At 69.8% G+C, this 14,153-nt stretch carries 14 protein-coding genes and 1 pseudogene; 6 read left to right on the forward strand and 9 right to left on the reverse strand.

The window, feature by feature from the left end; all coding sequences use genetic code 11:
• Positions 1–2: 2 nt before the first annotated feature.
• From fliI to fliF, 4 genes are read right to left on the reverse strand one after another with little or no spacing between them, the layout of a single operon-like run.
• Complete coding sequence (fliI, locus tag DID96_RS18775) at positions 3–1,523, reverse strand: flagellar protein export ATPase FliI (protein ID WP_124600775.1); 1,521 nt, start codon at positions 1,521–1,523, stop codon at positions 3–5.
• Entirely contained in the window at positions 1,517–2,209 is a 693-nt protein-coding gene (gene fliH, locus DID96_RS18780; RefSeq protein WP_124600776.1) for a flagellar assembly protein FliH, read from the reverse strand. Before fliH ends, fliI begins: the two co-directional genes overlap by 7 nt.
• Positions 2,202–3,197, reverse strand: a complete 996-nt coding sequence (gene fliG / locus DID96_RS18785; RefSeq protein WP_124600777.1) for a flagellar motor switch protein FliG — start codon at positions 3,195–3,197, stop codon at positions 2,202–2,204. The genes fliH and fliG overlap by 8 nt, the downstream gene beginning before the upstream one ends.
• Entirely contained in the window at positions 3,187–4,953 is a 1,767-nt protein-coding gene (gene fliF / locus DID96_RS18790) for a flagellar basal-body MS-ring/collar protein FliF (protein WP_124600778.1), read from the reverse strand. The genes fliG and fliF overlap by 11 nt, the downstream gene beginning before the upstream one ends.
• Before the next feature lie 248 nt (positions 4,954–5,201).
• Here fliF and fliE point away from each other — a divergent pair, with 248 nt between their 5' ends.
• The 6 genes from fliE to DID96_RS18820 all read left to right on the forward strand — a co-directional run bounded on the left by fliE (position 5,202) and on the right by DID96_RS18820 (position 9,126).
• Positions 5,202–5,546 carry a flagellar hook-basal body complex protein FliE gene (gene fliE / locus DID96_RS18795; protein ID WP_124600779.1) on the forward strand — a complete coding sequence of 115 codons (345 nt, stop codon included), beginning with the start codon at positions 5,202–5,204 and terminating at the stop codon, positions 5,544–5,546.
• 119 nt (positions 5,547–5,665) lie between these two features.
• Entirely contained in the window at positions 5,666–6,112 is a 447-nt protein-coding gene (fliS, locus tag DID96_RS18800) for a flagellar export chaperone FliS (RefSeq protein WP_124600780.1), read from the forward strand.
• Positions 6,109–6,441: a flagellar protein FliT gene (locus tag DID96_RS18805; protein ID WP_124600781.1), complete on the forward strand. Its 333-nt coding sequence runs from the start codon at positions 6,109–6,111 to the stop codon at positions 6,439–6,441. The genes fliS and DID96_RS18805 overlap by 4 nt, the downstream gene beginning before the upstream one ends.
• A 105-nt stretch (positions 6,442–6,546) precedes the next feature.
• Positions 6,547–7,941 (forward strand): flagellar hook-length control protein FliK, encoded by a 1,395-nt coding sequence (locus tag DID96_RS18810; RefSeq protein ID WP_124600782.1) that lies wholly within the window; start codon positions 6,547–6,549, stop codon positions 7,939–7,941.
• Positions 7,938–8,255: an EscU/YscU/HrcU family type III secretion system export apparatus switch protein gene (locus DID96_RS18815; RefSeq protein ID WP_124600783.1), complete on the forward strand. Its 318-nt coding sequence runs from the start codon at positions 7,938–7,940 to the stop codon at positions 8,253–8,255. Before DID96_RS18810 ends, DID96_RS18815 begins: the two co-directional genes overlap by 4 nt.
• 151 nt (positions 8,256–8,406) lie before the next feature.
• Positions 8,407–9,126, forward strand: a complete 720-nt coding sequence (locus DID96_RS18820) for a PepSY-associated TM helix domain-containing protein (protein WP_124600784.1) — start codon at positions 8,407–8,409, stop codon at positions 9,124–9,126.
• Positions 9,127–9,178: 52 nt separating this feature from the next.
• On the opposite strand, the gene DID96_RS18825 is transcribed toward DID96_RS18820, so the two are convergent.
• From DID96_RS18825 to DID96_RS18845, 5 genes and pseudogenes are all read right to left on the reverse strand, one after another.
• Positions 9,179–10,204: an XdhC family protein gene (locus DID96_RS18825; protein ID WP_124600793.1), complete on the reverse strand. Its 1,026-nt coding sequence runs from the start codon at positions 10,202–10,204 to the stop codon at positions 9,179–9,181.
• A gap of 346 nt (positions 10,205–10,550) precedes the next feature.
• Positions 10,551–11,954: an amino acid permease gene (locus DID96_RS18830; protein ID WP_124600785.1), complete on the reverse strand. Its 1,404-nt coding sequence runs from the start codon at positions 11,952–11,954 to the stop codon at positions 10,551–10,553.
• A gap of 169 nt (positions 11,955–12,123) precedes the next feature.
• Positions 12,124–12,780, reverse strand: coding sequence for a response regulator transcription factor RqpR (gene rqpR / locus DID96_RS18835; protein WP_124600786.1), 657 nt, complete (start codon positions 12,778–12,780; stop codon positions 12,124–12,126).
• A 7-nt stretch (positions 12,781–12,787) separates the two neighbouring features.
• Complete coding sequence (gene rqpS, locus DID96_RS18840; RefSeq protein ID WP_124600787.1) at positions 12,788–13,597, reverse strand: quorum system sensor histidine kinase RqpS; 810 nt, start codon at positions 13,595–13,597, stop codon at positions 12,788–12,790.
• A 416-nt stretch (positions 13,598–14,013) separates the two neighbouring features.
• A pseudogene (locus DID96_RS18845) lies at positions 14,014–14,153 on the reverse strand (ferredoxin--NADP reductase); the annotation flags it as partial.

A 14,153-nucleotide genomic window follows, 5' to 3' on the forward strand; every position in this document is an offset into this window, starting at 1 on the left:
CGTCAGCCTCCGTGGGAATCGAACAGCGCATCGAGCCCGGCGAGGCTCGATGCGAACGGCGCGCATTCGCGGAAGCCCTGCTGCAGGAACGCTTCGATGCGCGGATAGAGCGCGATCGCGCGGTCGAGCTGCGCGTCGCGGCCCGGCGCATACGCGCCGACCGCGATCAGGTCGCGGTTGCGCTGGTAGCGCGACAGCATCTGCTTGAACTGGCGCACGCGATCGAGATGCGGCTCGTCGATCAGCGCGGTCATCGCGCGGCTGATCGACGCCTCGATGTCGATCGCCGGATAGTGGCCGGCTTCCGCGAGCGCACGCGACAGCACGATATGGCCGTCGAGGATCGCGCGCGCCGAATCGGCGATCGGATCCTGCTGGTCGTCGCCTTCCGTCAGCACCGTGTAGAACGCAGTGATCGAGCCGCCGCCTTCCGGCCCGTTGCCGGTGCGCTCGACGAGTGCGGGCAGCTTCGCGAACACCGACGGCGGATAGCCCTTGGTCGCGGGCGGCTCGCCGATCGCGAGTGCGATCTCGCGCTGCGCCATCGCGTAGCGGGTCAGCGAATCCATCAGCAGCAGCACGTGCTTGCCCTGGTCGCGGAAATATTCGGCGAGCGACGTCGCGTACGCGGCGCCCTGCATCCGCAGCAGCGGCGACACGTCGGCCGGCGCCGCGACCACGACCGAGCGCGCAAGGCCGTCCTCGCCGAGGATCTGCTCGATGAATTCCTTCACTTCACGGCCCCGCTCGCCGATCAGCCCGATCACGATCACCTCGGCGCTCGTGTAGCGCGCCATCGTGCCGAGCAGCACCGACTTGCCGACGCCGGAGCCCGCGAACAGGCCCATCCGCTGGCCACGGCCGACGGTGAGCAGCGCATTGATCGCGCGCACGCCGACGTCGAGCACATGATGGATCGGCTCGCGCTCGAGCGGGTTGATCGACGGCGCGGACAACGGCGCGTCGACCTTCGATGCCAGCGGGCCGAGGTTGTCGAGCGGCCGGCCCGATGCGTCGACGACGCGCCCGAGCATGTTCCAGCCGACCGGCAGCCGCTTCGCGCCCGCGAGCGGGTCGGCGACCGGCGCGGTTTCGCGCGGCCACACGCGCGCGCCGGGCAGCACGCCCGCGACGTCGGTGGTCGGCATCAGGAACAGGCGGTCGCCGGAGAAGCCGACGACTTCCGCTTCCGCATGCGGCAGCGTGCTGCCGGGCGGCAGCTCGATCGTGCATTCGGCGCCGACCGACAGGCGCAGCCCGATCGTCTCGAGCACGAGGCCCGCCGCGCGGGTCAGGCGGCCGCACGGACGCAGCGGCAACGCGCGGTGGCTGCGCGCGGACAGCGCGTTCAGGTGCGAGCGCCAGTGCGCGAGATGCGGATTGTGCGGCGCGCGCGGCGCGTCGGGGGCGGCCTGCGGCGTCGTGTCGTGCGCGGCTTCCGGGCCGAACGACGCGAGCGCGAGTTCGCGCTCGAGCGGCGTCATCCCGTCGCGCGCGAACGCTTCGGGCGTGCGCGTCACCATGCGCTCACCTTGCCGATCGCGGCGGCGACGCGTTGCCAGCGGGTCGGCAGCGTCGCGTCGACTTCGCCCGTCGCCGCGTGCGCGCGGCAGCCGCCGCGCTCGATCGCCGCATCGGTGCGCACGCTCCAGCCGAGCGCGTCGAGCTCTTCCTGCAGGTAAGCCTCGACCACCGGCAGGTCGGCCGGATGCACAGCGAGGGTCGGCGCGCCGGACAGCGCGGGCTCGGCCGCGAGCACGTCGCGCACCGCGGCGACGAGCGCCGCGGGATCGTGCTTCACGTGCTGGCGCACGACCTGCTGCGCGATGTCGAGCGCGAGCTGTGCGACGTCCGACGCGAGATCGTGTTCGGCGGCGCCGAGCGCCTCGCGAAACGACGTCGCGAGCGCCGCAAGCTGCGCGGCCTGCGCGCGCGCTTCGGCCTGGCCGGCTTCGAAACCCTGCTGATAGCCCTGCTCGCGGCCGGCCTGGTAGCCGTGCGCCTGTCCTTCGACGTGGCCGGCCGTCAGGCCTTCCGCATGCGCGGCGTCGCGCACGCGCTGCAGTTCCGCGGCGAGCTCGGCGGCGGCCGCGGCCGCTTCGTCGTGCGGCAGCGGGGGCGGCGGCGGAGGCGGCGGATCGAACGACGCCATCTCCCAGCGCTGGTACGCGGTCATGTCGCGCACGCGTTCGCTCGCCCGATCAGACATAGGCGTCTTCCGCCTTGCCGCCTAGCACGATCTGGCCGTTCTCGGCGAGGTTGCGCACGATCTGCAGGATGCGGCGCTGCTGCGTCTCGACTTCGGACACGCGCACCGGGCCGCGCGCGTCGAGATCCTCGGCGAGCAGTTCGGCCGCGCGCTGCGACATGTTCGCGAGGAATTTCTGGCGCAGCGCGGGCGGCGCGCCTTTCAGCGCGATGATCAGCGTCTCCGACTCGACTTCCTTGAGCACCATCTGGATCGCGCGGTCCTCGAGGTCGAGCAGGTTCTCGAACACGAACATCTGGTCGACGATCTTCTGCGCGAGCTCCGGATCGTACTGGCGCACGCTCTCGAGCACGCCTTCCTCGTGGATGCTCGTCATGAAGTTCAGGATCTCGGCCGCGGTGCGGATGCCGCCCATCGGCGCGCGCTTCAGGTTGTCGCTGCCGGACAGCAGGCCCGTCAGCACGTCGTCGAGCTCGCGCAGCGCGGCCGGCTGGATGCCGTCGAGCGTCGCGATCCGCAGCATCACGTCGTTGCGCAGCCGCTCGGTGAAGCACGACGTGATCTCGGACGCCTGGTCGCGGTCGAGATGCACGAGGATCGTCGCGATGATCTGCGGATGCTCGTTCTTGATCAGCTCGGCCACCGCGCCCGAGTCCATCCACTTGAGCCCTTCGATGCCGCTCGTGTCGCTGCCCTGCAGGATCCGGTCGATCAGCACGCCGGCCTTGTCCTCGCCGAGCGCCTTCGTCAGCACCGAGCGGATGTATTCGTTCGAATCGAGCGACAGCGCGGTGTGCTGCTCGGCTTCCTTCGCGAACTCCTGCAGCACTTCCTCGACCTGCTCGCGCGTCACGTTGCGCAGCGCGGCCATCGCCACGCCGATCTTCTGCACCTCGCGCGGCGCGAGGAACCTGAATACCTGCGCGGCTTCTTCTTCGCCGATCGACATCAGCAGCAGCGCGCTCTTGGTCAAGCCTTCAGCGTTCATCGGACACCCAGTTTTTCACGACGGTTGCGACGATCTTCGGATCCTGGCGCGCAATCGTGCGCGCATATTCGAGGTTGCGTTCGTAGCGGTTCTTGTCGCTTTCGAAGCCGAGCAGCAGCGCGTCTTCCTCTTCGGTTTCCTTGTCCGGCGCGGGCAGGCCGTCGAGCGCGACCGGATCCTCCGGCGACGGCAGCGCGGGCGCGACCGGCTCGGGCGGCGGGAACGCGCGGCGCATCGCCGGGCGCACGAACATGAAGTAGAGCGCCGCGGCCGCCGCTGCGATGCCAAGCCACTTCGCGGCTTCCTTCGCCATCTCGATCACGTCCGGCTGGCGCCACCACGGCAGGTCGGCGTACGGGTCGGATGCGGTCGAGAACGTGCTGTTGACGACATTGACCGAATCGCCGCGTTTCGCGTCGTAGCCCATCGCGTCCTTCACGAGCTGCTCGACCTGCGCGAGCTTCGCGGGCGGCAGCGGCTGCATCGTCACGTGGCCCTTCGCGTCGGCGACCGGCTGGTAGTTGACGACGACCGCGACCGACAGCCGCTTCACGCTGCCCATCGGCTGCTCGACGTGGCGGATCGTCTTGTCGAGCTCGTAGTTGGTCGTCGAATCCTTGCGGTCGCTGACCGGCGTCGCCTGCGGCCCGTTCTGGCCGTTGCCCGCGACGATCGGCGCGGAGGCCGGCTGCGGCGGCGTGTTCGACAGCGCGCCCGGCACGCCCGACGCGCCGCCCTGCGCGAGCTCGGTCGCGGTGCTGGTCTGCTGGCTGCGGATCGACGCCTGCTGCGGCGTGCCGTTCGGGCCGTAGCTTTCGGACGTCTGCTCAAGCTTCGAGAAGTCGACGTCGGCGCTCACCTGCGAACGCGCGTTGCCGGCGCCGAAGATCGGCGCGAGGATCGCGTCGATGCGCTTCTGCGTGTTGCGCTCGACCTGCTGCACATACTTGAGCTGGCTCGCGTCGAGGCCGGTCGCGGACGCGGTCTGGGTCAGCAGGTTGCCGTCCTGGTCGACGATCGTCACGTTCTTCGCGGGCATGTCGGGCACGCCGGACGACACCATCCGCGTGATCGCCTGCACCTGGCCTTCGTCGAGCACGCGGCCCGGGTAGAGGTCGACGAACACCGACGCGCTCGGCGCTTCCTTGTCGCGCACGAACACCGACGGCTTCGGGATCGCGAGATGCACGCGCGCGCCGCGCACCGCGTTGATCGATTCGATCGTGCGCTGCAGCTCGCCTTCGAGCGCGCGCTGGTAGTTGACCTGCTCGGCGAACTGGCTGATGCCGAATTTCTGGTTGTCCATCAGCTCGAAGCCGACCGAGCCGCCTTTCGGCAGCCCCATCGCCGCGAGCTTCAGGCGCGTCTCGTGGACCTGGTTCGCCGGCACGAGGATCGCGCCGCCGGCGTCGGCGAACTTGTAGGGAACGTTTGCCTGCTGGAGCGCAGCAATGATCGCGCCACCGTCGCGGTCCGACAGGTTGCTGTACAGCACGCGGTAGTCGGGCGTGCGGCTCCACAGCACGAGCGCGACGATCACCGCGACCGCGAACGCGACGGCGATCATGAACGGCAGCTTCGGGTTGCCCTTCATCCGCGCGATGCCGGGAATCCGTTCCGCGAAGCCGCCGAACCCGAAGTCCGCGCCGGCGCCGCCCGTGCCCGGCAGCGCCGCGGCAGCGGCGGCGCCGGCCGCGGGGCTGGCGAGGCCCGTGCGGGCGTCGGGATTGATCAGCGAATTGGCCTGCGAATCCATGCGTCGAGGTTCTCCGGAGCGGGGCGACTGACCCGCTCGGGCGAGCGGGCGGACAATGACACGATGCGATTATCGGGACGCCACGCGCGATCCGATCGCCCGAAAAGAGCGGGGTTTCCCCCGTAGTTTCGCGGCTTTGCCGCACCGCGCGCTGCTAAGCTTTGTCGCAATCCGGCATGGCGGCCGCGCGGCGTGATGCGCGCGGGCAGCCGGCCCCGGCCCGTACGGGCCCTTTATCTGGAGACGGCATGACTGCGAACGTCAGCGGAATCGGTTCGGTGTTGCAACAGATGCAGGCGATGGCCGCACAGGCGTCGGGCGGCGCCGCGAGCCCGACGGCGGCGCTCGCGGGCTCGGGTGCGGCGACGGCCAGCACGTTCGCCAGCGCGATGAAGGCGTCGCTCGACAAGATCAGCGGCGACCAGCAGAAGTCGGTTGGCGAGGCGCAGGCGTTCGAGGTCGGCGCGTCGAACATCTCGCTGAACGACGTGATGGTCGACATGCAGAAGGCCAACATCGGCTTCCAGTTCGGGCTGCAGGTCCGCAACAAGCTCGTGAGCGCGTACAACGAGGTCATGCAGATGTCGGTGTGATGGGGCGCCGTCTAAAGCTTTTAGTTTCTGTTCCGATAACTCCGGGAGAAGGCCGCACCGTGCGCGACACGGATGCGGACTCCCCGTATACAAAGCAAAGCATCAACAAGGAGAAGCGCATGTTTTCCCCAGGACACGCTGGAGCCAGTGCTTACGCGCGTGTCGGCGTCGAGACCGGGGTGATGGGCGCATCCCCGCATCGCCTGGTCGCGATGCTGTACCAGGGCGCACGACAGGCCGTCGCGCTTGCGCGCATGCATCTGCAGCAGGGCAACGTCCCCGCGCGCGGCGAAGCGATCGGCAAGGCGATCCGCATCGTCGAGAGCGGCCTGCAGGCGGCGCTGAACCGGGACGCGGGCGGCGAGATCGCCGAGCGCCTCGATGCGCTGTACGGCTATATCAACCGGCGTCTGCTGGAGGCGAACGCGCAGGCAAGCGACGCGATGCTGGTCGAAGTCGACGGGCTGCTCGCGACGCTCGAGGAAGCCTGGACCGGCATCGGCCCGGAAGTCGCGCGGATGGCCGCGCAACAGGCCGCACAACAGGCAGCGGAAGCATCACGATGAACCGCAAGGCGGAGTACCTCGCGCGCTATGAGGCGATCGCGGCCGTGTCCGGGCGCATGCTGCGCGCGGCGCGCGGCGCCGACTGGGCCGAACTGTCGGCGCTGCAGCAGGAGTACCAGCAGCTCGTCGACGGGTTGAAGGACGCCGGGCCCGGTCTCGCGCTCGACGAGTCCGAGCTCCGCCACAAGCTCGACCTGATTCGCGGGATCCTCGCCGACGACGCGGCGATCCGCGACCTCGCGTGCCCGGAAGTCGCGCGGCTGTCCGCGCTGTTCGAGACGCGGCGCTCGACCAAGGTGCTGACGGATCTGTACCGCGCGCGCGGCTGACCGTGCAGCGCGCAGGCTTGGGACGTCCGGCGTCGCGCGGCGCGCCGTGCCGGACGCCGTTTCAGCGATTTGCATCGATGTCGCAGAGGTGAGCAGGCCCCGATCATGACCGGTATCGACACCGTAGCCGCCGCGCTGCTGGCGAGCCGCATCGACAGCCTGCTGTCCGACGTCGTGGCGCCGCCCGCCGGCGGCGGCGCGGCGCCGCAGGTCGGCACGCCGGCGGCCGGCGCGTCGCCTTCGGCTGCGCCGGCCGCACCCGCGGCCAGCGCACCGCAGGCGTCCGTGCAGACGGCGCTGTCCGAAGTCGGGCTCGCGCTCGACGCGATCTCGCGCTTCGGCGGCGATGCGACGCCGGCCGTTGTCGGGCGGCTGCCGCTGCTCGCCGATCCGTCGATCCTGCTTACCGATCCCGAGCAGCCGGCCGGCATGCGTCCGGCCGCAGCGCAGGATGCGCCGCGCACGGCGGCGCTGCAGTCCGATCAGCCGATGTTCGCCACGACGCTGCGCACTGCGCTTGCGCAGGCAGTCGGCGAAAGCGGCCTGTTCTACGAATCCCATCTCGCTCAATGGCTTGCCGGCCAGCGGCCGCTGGCCGCGCTGCTGCGCGAGCCGCAGGCGCGCCTGCCGCTGGCGGCGTCCGCCGGCGCGGCCGAGGCGACCGGTGCGACCGAGACGACCGAGACGACCGAGACGACCGAGGCGACCGACGATGCGCTCGACGCGCTGCTCGACCCGCGCTTGCCGCTGCCGTCGGCGGCAGCCCGGCCGGCCGCGCCTGCTTCAACCGCATCGGCGGCTGGCGTGCCGCCGCGCGCGGCCGCTCGCGGTTTGCTGTCCGCCGATGCGCTGCCGGCACGGCTGTCCGGCGCGGCGGATCCGCTCCAGGACACCGCCGATTCCGCCTTGACGCCCGGCTGGACGCCAGCGCGCGCCGCGCTGGCCGGTGCGGCGCCGGACCCTCAGGCAGCCGCGCAGGCGAGCGTGCATCCCGCCGCAGTGCCGCTCGTGCGCCAGCAGCTCGACGTGCTCGCGACCGACCAGTTCCGCTGGATCGGCGAAGCCTGGCCGGGCGCGCGGCTCGACTGGACGATCGAACCCGACCGGTCGGGCGGGCAGGCGGCACGAGGTGGCAACTCGGGCGATTCGGGCGACGCCGGCGACGGTAGCGCGTGGCGCACGCGCCTGACGCTGACGCTGCCGTCGCTCGGCACTGTCGATGCGGAGCTCGTGCTGAACGGCGAGCAGCTCGTCGCGCGGCTGCGCGCGAACCACGCGGGCGCCGAGCGTCTGACGCGGCACGAAGCCGCGTTCCGGCAGCGGCTCGAAGCATCGGGGCTGCAGCTCGGCGGGCTGTCGATCCGCGCGGTCGACGGCACGCCGGACGGTTTCGACGCACTCGCCGCGCAGGCGGCGGCCAGCGCCTATGCGCGCAGCGCCCGCGGTGCGGAGGCCGGCATGCCCCGCGACGCCGAGCCCGGCGACGGTGCCCCGCATTGAGCGCGCCGTCCCGCAAGCGCGCGGCCGCGCTCGTCTACGACGCGAAAGGCGGGGACGCCGCGCCGCGCGTGATCGCGAAGGGCTACGGCGCGGTGGCCGACATGATCGTCGCGCGCGCCCGCGACGTGGGGCTTTACGTGCATACGGCGCCGGAGATGGTGTCGCTGCTGATGCAGGTCGATCTGGACGACCGGATTCCGCCGCAGCTCTATCAGGCGGTTGCCGACCTGCTCGCGTGGCTGTACGCGCTCGAGCGTACCGACGGCGACCCGGCCGACACCAAGCCGCGCTTTCCGCTGCCGCCGGTGCGCTGACGCGCGCGGGTCCGCTGGATCGTCATCTGCCCCGCGCGGATTGAGCCCCGCAGCGATTTGTGTAATGATATCCATTCTCATTTTCATGCCCGACGGGCGGCGCGCGATCCGAGCGTGCCGCCCATTGTTTTGAACGAATGGAAACCTACGCGTGAACGCGCCCGAAACGATCGACACGCCGCGCGCCGGCGTCACCGTGCTGCGCCCGGCGGCACGCCCGCTGAGCGACGACGAACTGGCTGCGCGCCGCCAGCGCTCGCGCCGCGCGACCTTCATCAAGTGGCTGCGCAAGGTGCACGGCTGGGTGGGGCTGTGGGGCGCGGTGCTCGGGCTGCTGTTCGGCGTGACGGGCGTGCTGCTCAACCATCGCGCGCCGCCGCTTGCGATCCGGACCGGCGAGCCGCAGGTCGAGCAGTTGCAGCTCGCGCTGCCGGATCCGGTGCCCGCTACGCCCGCCGCGATGACGAAATGGCTCGCCCGCGAGCTGCAGTTCGACGGCCGACCGGGCCGCATGCGCAAGGAGCCGGCGCAGCCCGTCGCATGGGGCGACAAGCGCGTGATGCAGCCCGAGCACTGGCAGTTCGGGCTGTTCGGGCCGCACCAGAACCTGCAGGCCGAATACTGGGTCGGCAACGGCTACGTGTCGGTGAAGCGCACCAGCAACTCGTTCCTCGCGACGCTGAACAGCCTGCACCGCGGCGTCGGCATGAACCTCGGCTGGGTGCTGCTGATGGATACGATCGCCGGCTCGCTGATCCTGCTGTCGCTGACGGGCGTCCTGCTGTGGACCGAGCTGAACAAGCGCCGCACGGTGGGTGTCATGCTGGTGGCCGGCTCGGTCGCCGCGGCGCTCGCGGCGGGCCTCGCCTAGCGCACGTTATCGGTGATGCTGCGCCGGCACCCGCTGCCGGAAGAGGCGGGCGTCAGATGCCGCAGGCTTCGCCGCCGCGCGCGGCGATCTCGCGCGCGGCCTTCGCGCCTTCGACCTGCAGGATCGTCGGCAGCGACACGTGGTTTTTCGCCGCCGTGACCTCGGCGAGGATCGAGATCGCGATTTCCGGCGGTGTGCGGCTGCCGATGTAGATCCCGGCCGGTCCGTGCAGCCGCGCGAGCTCCGCTTCGTTCAGGTCGAATTCGCGCAGCCGCTCGCGCCGCGCCGCGTTGTTGCGCCGCGAGCCGAGCGCGCCGACATAGAACGCCGGCGTCTTCAGCGCTTCCATCAGCGCGAGATCGTCGAGCTTCGGATCGTGCGTGAGCGCGATCACTGCAGAGCGTGCATCGAGCTTCATCTCGAGCACTGTATCGTCGGGCATCGTGCGCACGACGCGCGTGCCCGGCACGTCCCACGCATCCGTGTATTCTTCGCGCGGATCGCACACCGTCACCTGGTAGTCGAGCCCGGCCGCGATCTGGCACAGGTAGCGCGACAGCTGCCCTGCGCCGATCACGAGCATCCGGTAGCGCGGGCCGTGGATCGTCACGAGGCGCTCGCCGTCGAACGCGACGCCGTCGGCCGCCTGCGCGGGCGACAGCGACGCGCGGCCGGTCGCGAGCGTCATCGTGCGCGTGACGAGGCGGCCGGCCTCGACCTCCGAGCACAGCGCGGCGATGCCGCTGTCGCGCGTGAGCGGTTCCAGCACGAGCTGGATCGTGCCGCCGCACGGCAGCCCGAAGCGGTGTGCTTCTTCAGCCGTCACGCCGTATTTCACGGCTTCCGGGCGCGCGTCGGCCGCGATGCCGCTCGCATGCACGCGGGCGATCAGGTCGTCCTCGATGCAGCCGCCGGACACCGAGCCGACGACGAGCCCGTCGTCGCGCACCGCGAGCATCGCGCCTTCGGGGCGCGGCGACGAGCCCCACGTCTTTACGACCGTCACGAGCAGCACGCGGCGGCCTTCGTCGATCCAGCGCGCGCTGGATTTCAGTACATCGAGATCGACGCTTTCCATCATTTGTGTCCTGTTGCCGGACGGCCCTGCCGTTGCGGACCGTCGTTCGATGGCGGGATTATGAACCGCGCGGCGCGAGCGTGCAGGCGGCGACGTGGGGCGCCGGGCGAATCCGGAGGAATGGGCAAAACTTCTGGACGATCGGATAACGCCCGTTCGCGAGCGTCGCGCAGCGGAGCGTAATGGACTGCGGGGACTACGGAGGTTACGGCGTGCACTGCGGGGCGCGCATGCGCACAGCAGCAGCCGATTCCGGTGGGGAGGGAGTGTGCCGCGCGCAGGGCCGGCATCCGGCCCTGCGCAGCGCCGCACCGTTGCGCGCGGCATGCGCGCGCAACGGCGGGCTTCAGTGCACGTCGTGACCGTGCGCGAGCTTCGAATGCCGGCGCGAATACGCGAAGTAGATCACGAGGCCGATCACGAGCCACACGCCGAACGCGACCCACGTGACGGGCGCCAGGTTCAGCATCAGGAACAGGCACGAAGCGACCGCGAGGATCGGCACGACCGGCACGCCGGGGCAGCGGAACGCGCGCGGCAGGTCCGGATGCGTGCGGCGCAGCACGAGCACCGCGATCGACACCATCGAGAACGCGGCGAGCGTGCCGATGTTGATCAGCTCGGCGAGCACGTTGAGCGGCACGAGCGCGGCGATCAGGCCGAAGAACAGGCCGACGAGCCAGGTCGTCAGGAACGGCGTCGCGTAGCGCGGATGCACGCGCGACAGCGTTGCCGGCAGCAGGCCGTCGCGCGACATCGCGAAGACGATGCGGGTCTGGCCGTAGCTCATCACGAGGATCACGGTCAGCATGCCGAGCACGGCGCCGAGGTCGATGAAGCCCGCGACCCACTTCTCGCCGGCGATCTGCAGCGCGTACGAGATCGGGTGCGAGACGCCCGCGTACTGCGCGGCCGGCACGATGCCCGTCGCGACCGCTGCGACCGCGACATACAGGAACGCGCAGACGGCGAGCGACGCAATGATGCCGATCGGCAGGTCGCGCTTCGGGTTTTTCACTTCCTCGGCCGCCGACGACACCGCGTCGAAGCCGATGAACGCGAAGAACATCACGGCCGCCGCGCCGAACACGCCGTTCCAGCCGTGCGGCATGAACGGCTTCCAGTTCGCGGGCGTCACGTGGAACACGCCGACCGCGATCACGAGCAGCACGACCGACACCTTGATGAACACCATGATGTTGTTGATGCGCGTCGATTCGCGGATGCCGATCGACAGCAGCGTCGTGATCACGATCATCACGAGGAACGCGGGCAGGTTGAACCACGTGACGACGCCTGGCACCGCACCCGGCGCAGCCGTCAGCACGGTCGGCAGCGAGAGGCCGAAGCCCTGCAGCAGCGACTGCAGGTAGCCCGACCAGCCGACCGACACCGCGGACGCGGCGAGCCCGTATTCGAGCATCAGGTCCCAGCCGATGATCCACGCGACGAGCTCGCCGAGCGTCGCGTACGAATACGTGTAGATCGAGCCGGCGACCGGAATCGTCGACGCGAATTCGGCGTACGACAGCGCAGCGAGGCCGCATGCGATCGCGGCGATCACGAACGACAGCATCAGCGCCGGGCCGGCCTGCACGGCGCCGGTGCCGGTCAGCACGAAGATGCCGGTGCCGATAATGGCGCCGATGCCGAGGAACGTGAGGTCGATCGCGCCGAGCGCTTTCTTGAGCCCGGCAGCGTGTGCGCCGGCGATCATGCGATCGACGTTTTTCTTGCGGAAGAGAGACATTGCGGATGGATGGCCGGCACGCGCGGTCGCGCGGGGGCGATGAACGAGTGAAAAACCTGCAATTTTAGCCGATTTGACGCGGATGACCCGTTGCGACGCAACGGCGCGGCGCGCCAATCGTCCGATAAAACAAGCGCCTGGCGCTCGGCGCGGCGAGCGCCAGGCGCGTTCACGCGCCGGCGGCGGGCGCCATGTCGACGAGCCGGTTGCTCATCACGTAGAAGGTCAGTTCCGCGTTGTTCGACAGCCGCATCTTCTCGAGCAGCCGCGTGCGGTAGACGCTCACCGTCTTCACCGACAGCGACAGCGTGTTCGCGATATCGGTGAGCCGCTTGCCGGACGCGAGCATGCACAGCGTCTGGTATTCGCGGTCCGACAGCTTCTCGTGCGGCATCGGCTCGTTCTCGAACGACACGTATTCGGCGAGCGCCTCGGCCATCGCCGGGCTCACGTACTTGCGGCCCGCGGCGACCTGCTGGATCGCGGAAATCATCTGCGCGGCGTTGACCGTCTTCGACAGGTAGCCGGCAGCGCCTGCCTTCAGCGCGCGCACCGCGTACTGGTCCTCGCGGTACATCGAGAACATCAGCACCGGCGTGCGCGGCAGCCTGCGCTTGATGCGCTTCAGCACCTCGATGCCGTTCATGTCGGGCAGCGAGATGTCGAGCAGGATCACGTCGAACTCGCGCTTGTCGACGGCCGCCATCGCTTCGCCGCCGGTCTCCGCTTCGACGACGTCGCGCGCGACGCCGCGATCGATCAACAGGTGCCGGATGCCTTGCCGGACGATCGCGTGATCGTCGACGAGCAGGATGTCGAGGCTCATGGCGTCCTCACGAAAGCGACGCGCGATGGGCAACCGCCGGCGCCGCGAGCAGCGCGTCCCACGCGAAGCGCGCGGCGACCCGGGTGCCGTTGCCGACCGACGGCGCGGACAGCTCGAAGCTGCCGCCGAACGCCTCGCAGCGGGTACGCATCCCGGCGAGCCCGTAGCCGTGGTGTCGCGCGCGCGAGAAACCGGTCCCATCGTCGGTGACCACCAGCGTCAGTTGCGTGGCGCTGGCGTCGATCCGCACGTCGGCCGACGACGCGCGCGCGTGCTTCGCGACGTTCGACAGCGCTTCCTGCGCGACGCGGAAGATCGCGAGCGCGCCCGTGCCCGCGAGTTGCGGCAGCCGCGCATCGGCCGCGCAGACGAAGCTCGTGCGCAGGCCCGTGCGTTCCGTGTAGCTGTCGATCCATGCCGACAGCGCGCGCACTAGGCCGCCGTCGAGTGCCGGCGCGTTGCGTTCGGCGATCAGGCGCCGGTTCGCGTCCGTCGCGGTGTCGAGCGCGCGCTGCGCGAGATCGAGCGCACGCCGGCAGCCTTCGGGCGCGTCGGCCGGCAGCCAGGTTTCGATGTTCGCGAGCGCGAAGCGTGCGGCGGTGAGTTCGGCGCCGAGGCCGTCGTGCAGTTCGCCGGCCAGGTGGCGGCGAGCGGCTTCGTCGGCGGCGAACAGTTCGGCGGACAGTGCGGCGATGCGCGCGGCGAGCACTTCGCGGCTCGCGGCGTTCGTGAAGCGGGGCGGGGTGGCGGCCTGCGTGTGCGGCTGCGACGGGAACGGGGCGTGGGCGCTCTCTGGCGCGTTAAGCGACGTATCCATGACTCTCCCTGCTGTCAGAAAGCGATTCAGACACCGGTCGGCGGCGCATGCCGGAGGTCGCTCCAGCGATGGTTGCCGCAATCGAATCGCGATGTGCCGAGGTAACAAAATTTACATCTTGTAACACATGACTCCGACCCTTCATGCGCTCCCCAATGCTGCTGCGCGCCGCGAATCATATCTCAAAAATTTCGAAAAAGTCATGTCGGGCGGACATCTAAGGGGAAATACGAACGATCGGACGGAATCTGTTGTGTAGGAAAAACACCGACACGAGAGCCGCCAGATGCGGCGTGCCGAAATGTAACTATTTGAGATGAGAGGGTCCCAGATTGTTACGAATTCGCCAAGCCCGCCCAAAAAAAAACCGGAGCTTTCGCTCCGGTTCTTGATGACGCGCAACGTCTGGGGACGGATCAGTCGACGAATGCGCGCTCGATCACGTAGTGGCCCGGCGCGCTGTTCTTGCCTTCGACGAGGCCGGCTTGCTTCAGCAGGTCGGTCGTGTCCTTCAGCATCGCGGTGCTGCCGCACAGCATCACGCGGTCGTGCTCCG

Source organism: Burkholderia sp. Bp8963 (genome assembly GCF_003854275.1).
In the GTDB taxonomy this organism is placed as follows: domain Bacteria; phylum Pseudomonadota; class Gammaproteobacteria; order Burkholderiales; family Burkholderiaceae; genus Burkholderia.

Excerpts from the sequence above, each read along its gene's own strand:
- fliI (WP_124600775.1), bottom strand. The coding sequence starts at position 1,523 with ATGGTGACGCGCACGCCCGAAGCGTTCGCGCGCGACGGGATGACGCCG.
- fliH (WP_124600776.1), bottom strand. The coding sequence starts at position 2,209 with ATGTCTGATCGGGCGAGCGAACGCGTGCGCGACATGACCGCGTACCAG.
- fliG (WP_124600777.1), bottom strand. The coding sequence starts at position 3,197 with ATGAACGCTGAAGGCTTGACCAAGAGCGCGCTGCTGCTGATGTCGATC.
- fliF (WP_124600778.1), bottom strand. The coding sequence starts at position 4,953 with ATGGATTCGCAGGCCAATTCGCTGATCAATCCCGACGCCCGCACGGGC.
- fliE (WP_124600779.1), top strand. The coding sequence starts at position 5,202 with ATGACTGCGAACGTCAGCGGAATCGGTTCGGTGTTGCAACAGATGCAG.
- fliS (WP_124600780.1), top strand. The coding sequence starts at position 5,666 with ATGTTTTCCCCAGGACACGCTGGAGCCAGTGCTTACGCGCGTGTCGGC.
- DID96_RS18805 (WP_124600781.1), top strand. The coding sequence starts at position 6,109 with ATGAACCGCAAGGCGGAGTACCTCGCGCGCTATGAGGCGATCGCGGCC.
- DID96_RS18810 (WP_124600782.1), top strand. The coding sequence starts at position 6,547 with ATGACCGGTATCGACACCGTAGCCGCCGCGCTGCTGGCGAGCCGCATC.
- DID96_RS18825 (WP_124600793.1), bottom strand. The coding sequence starts at position 10,204 with ATGGAAAGCGTCGATCTCGATGTACTGAAATCCAGCGCGCGCTGGATC.
- DID96_RS18830 (WP_124600785.1), bottom strand. The coding sequence starts at position 11,954 with ATGTCTCTCTTCCGCAAGAAAAACGTCGATCGCATGATCGCCGGCGCA.
- rqpR (WP_124600786.1), bottom strand. The coding sequence starts at position 12,780 with ATGAGCCTCGACATCCTGCTCGTCGACGATCACGCGATCGTCCGGCAA.
- rqpS (WP_124600787.1), bottom strand. The coding sequence starts at position 13,597 with ATGGATACGTCGCTTAACGCGCCAGAGAGCGCCCACGCCCCGTTCCCG.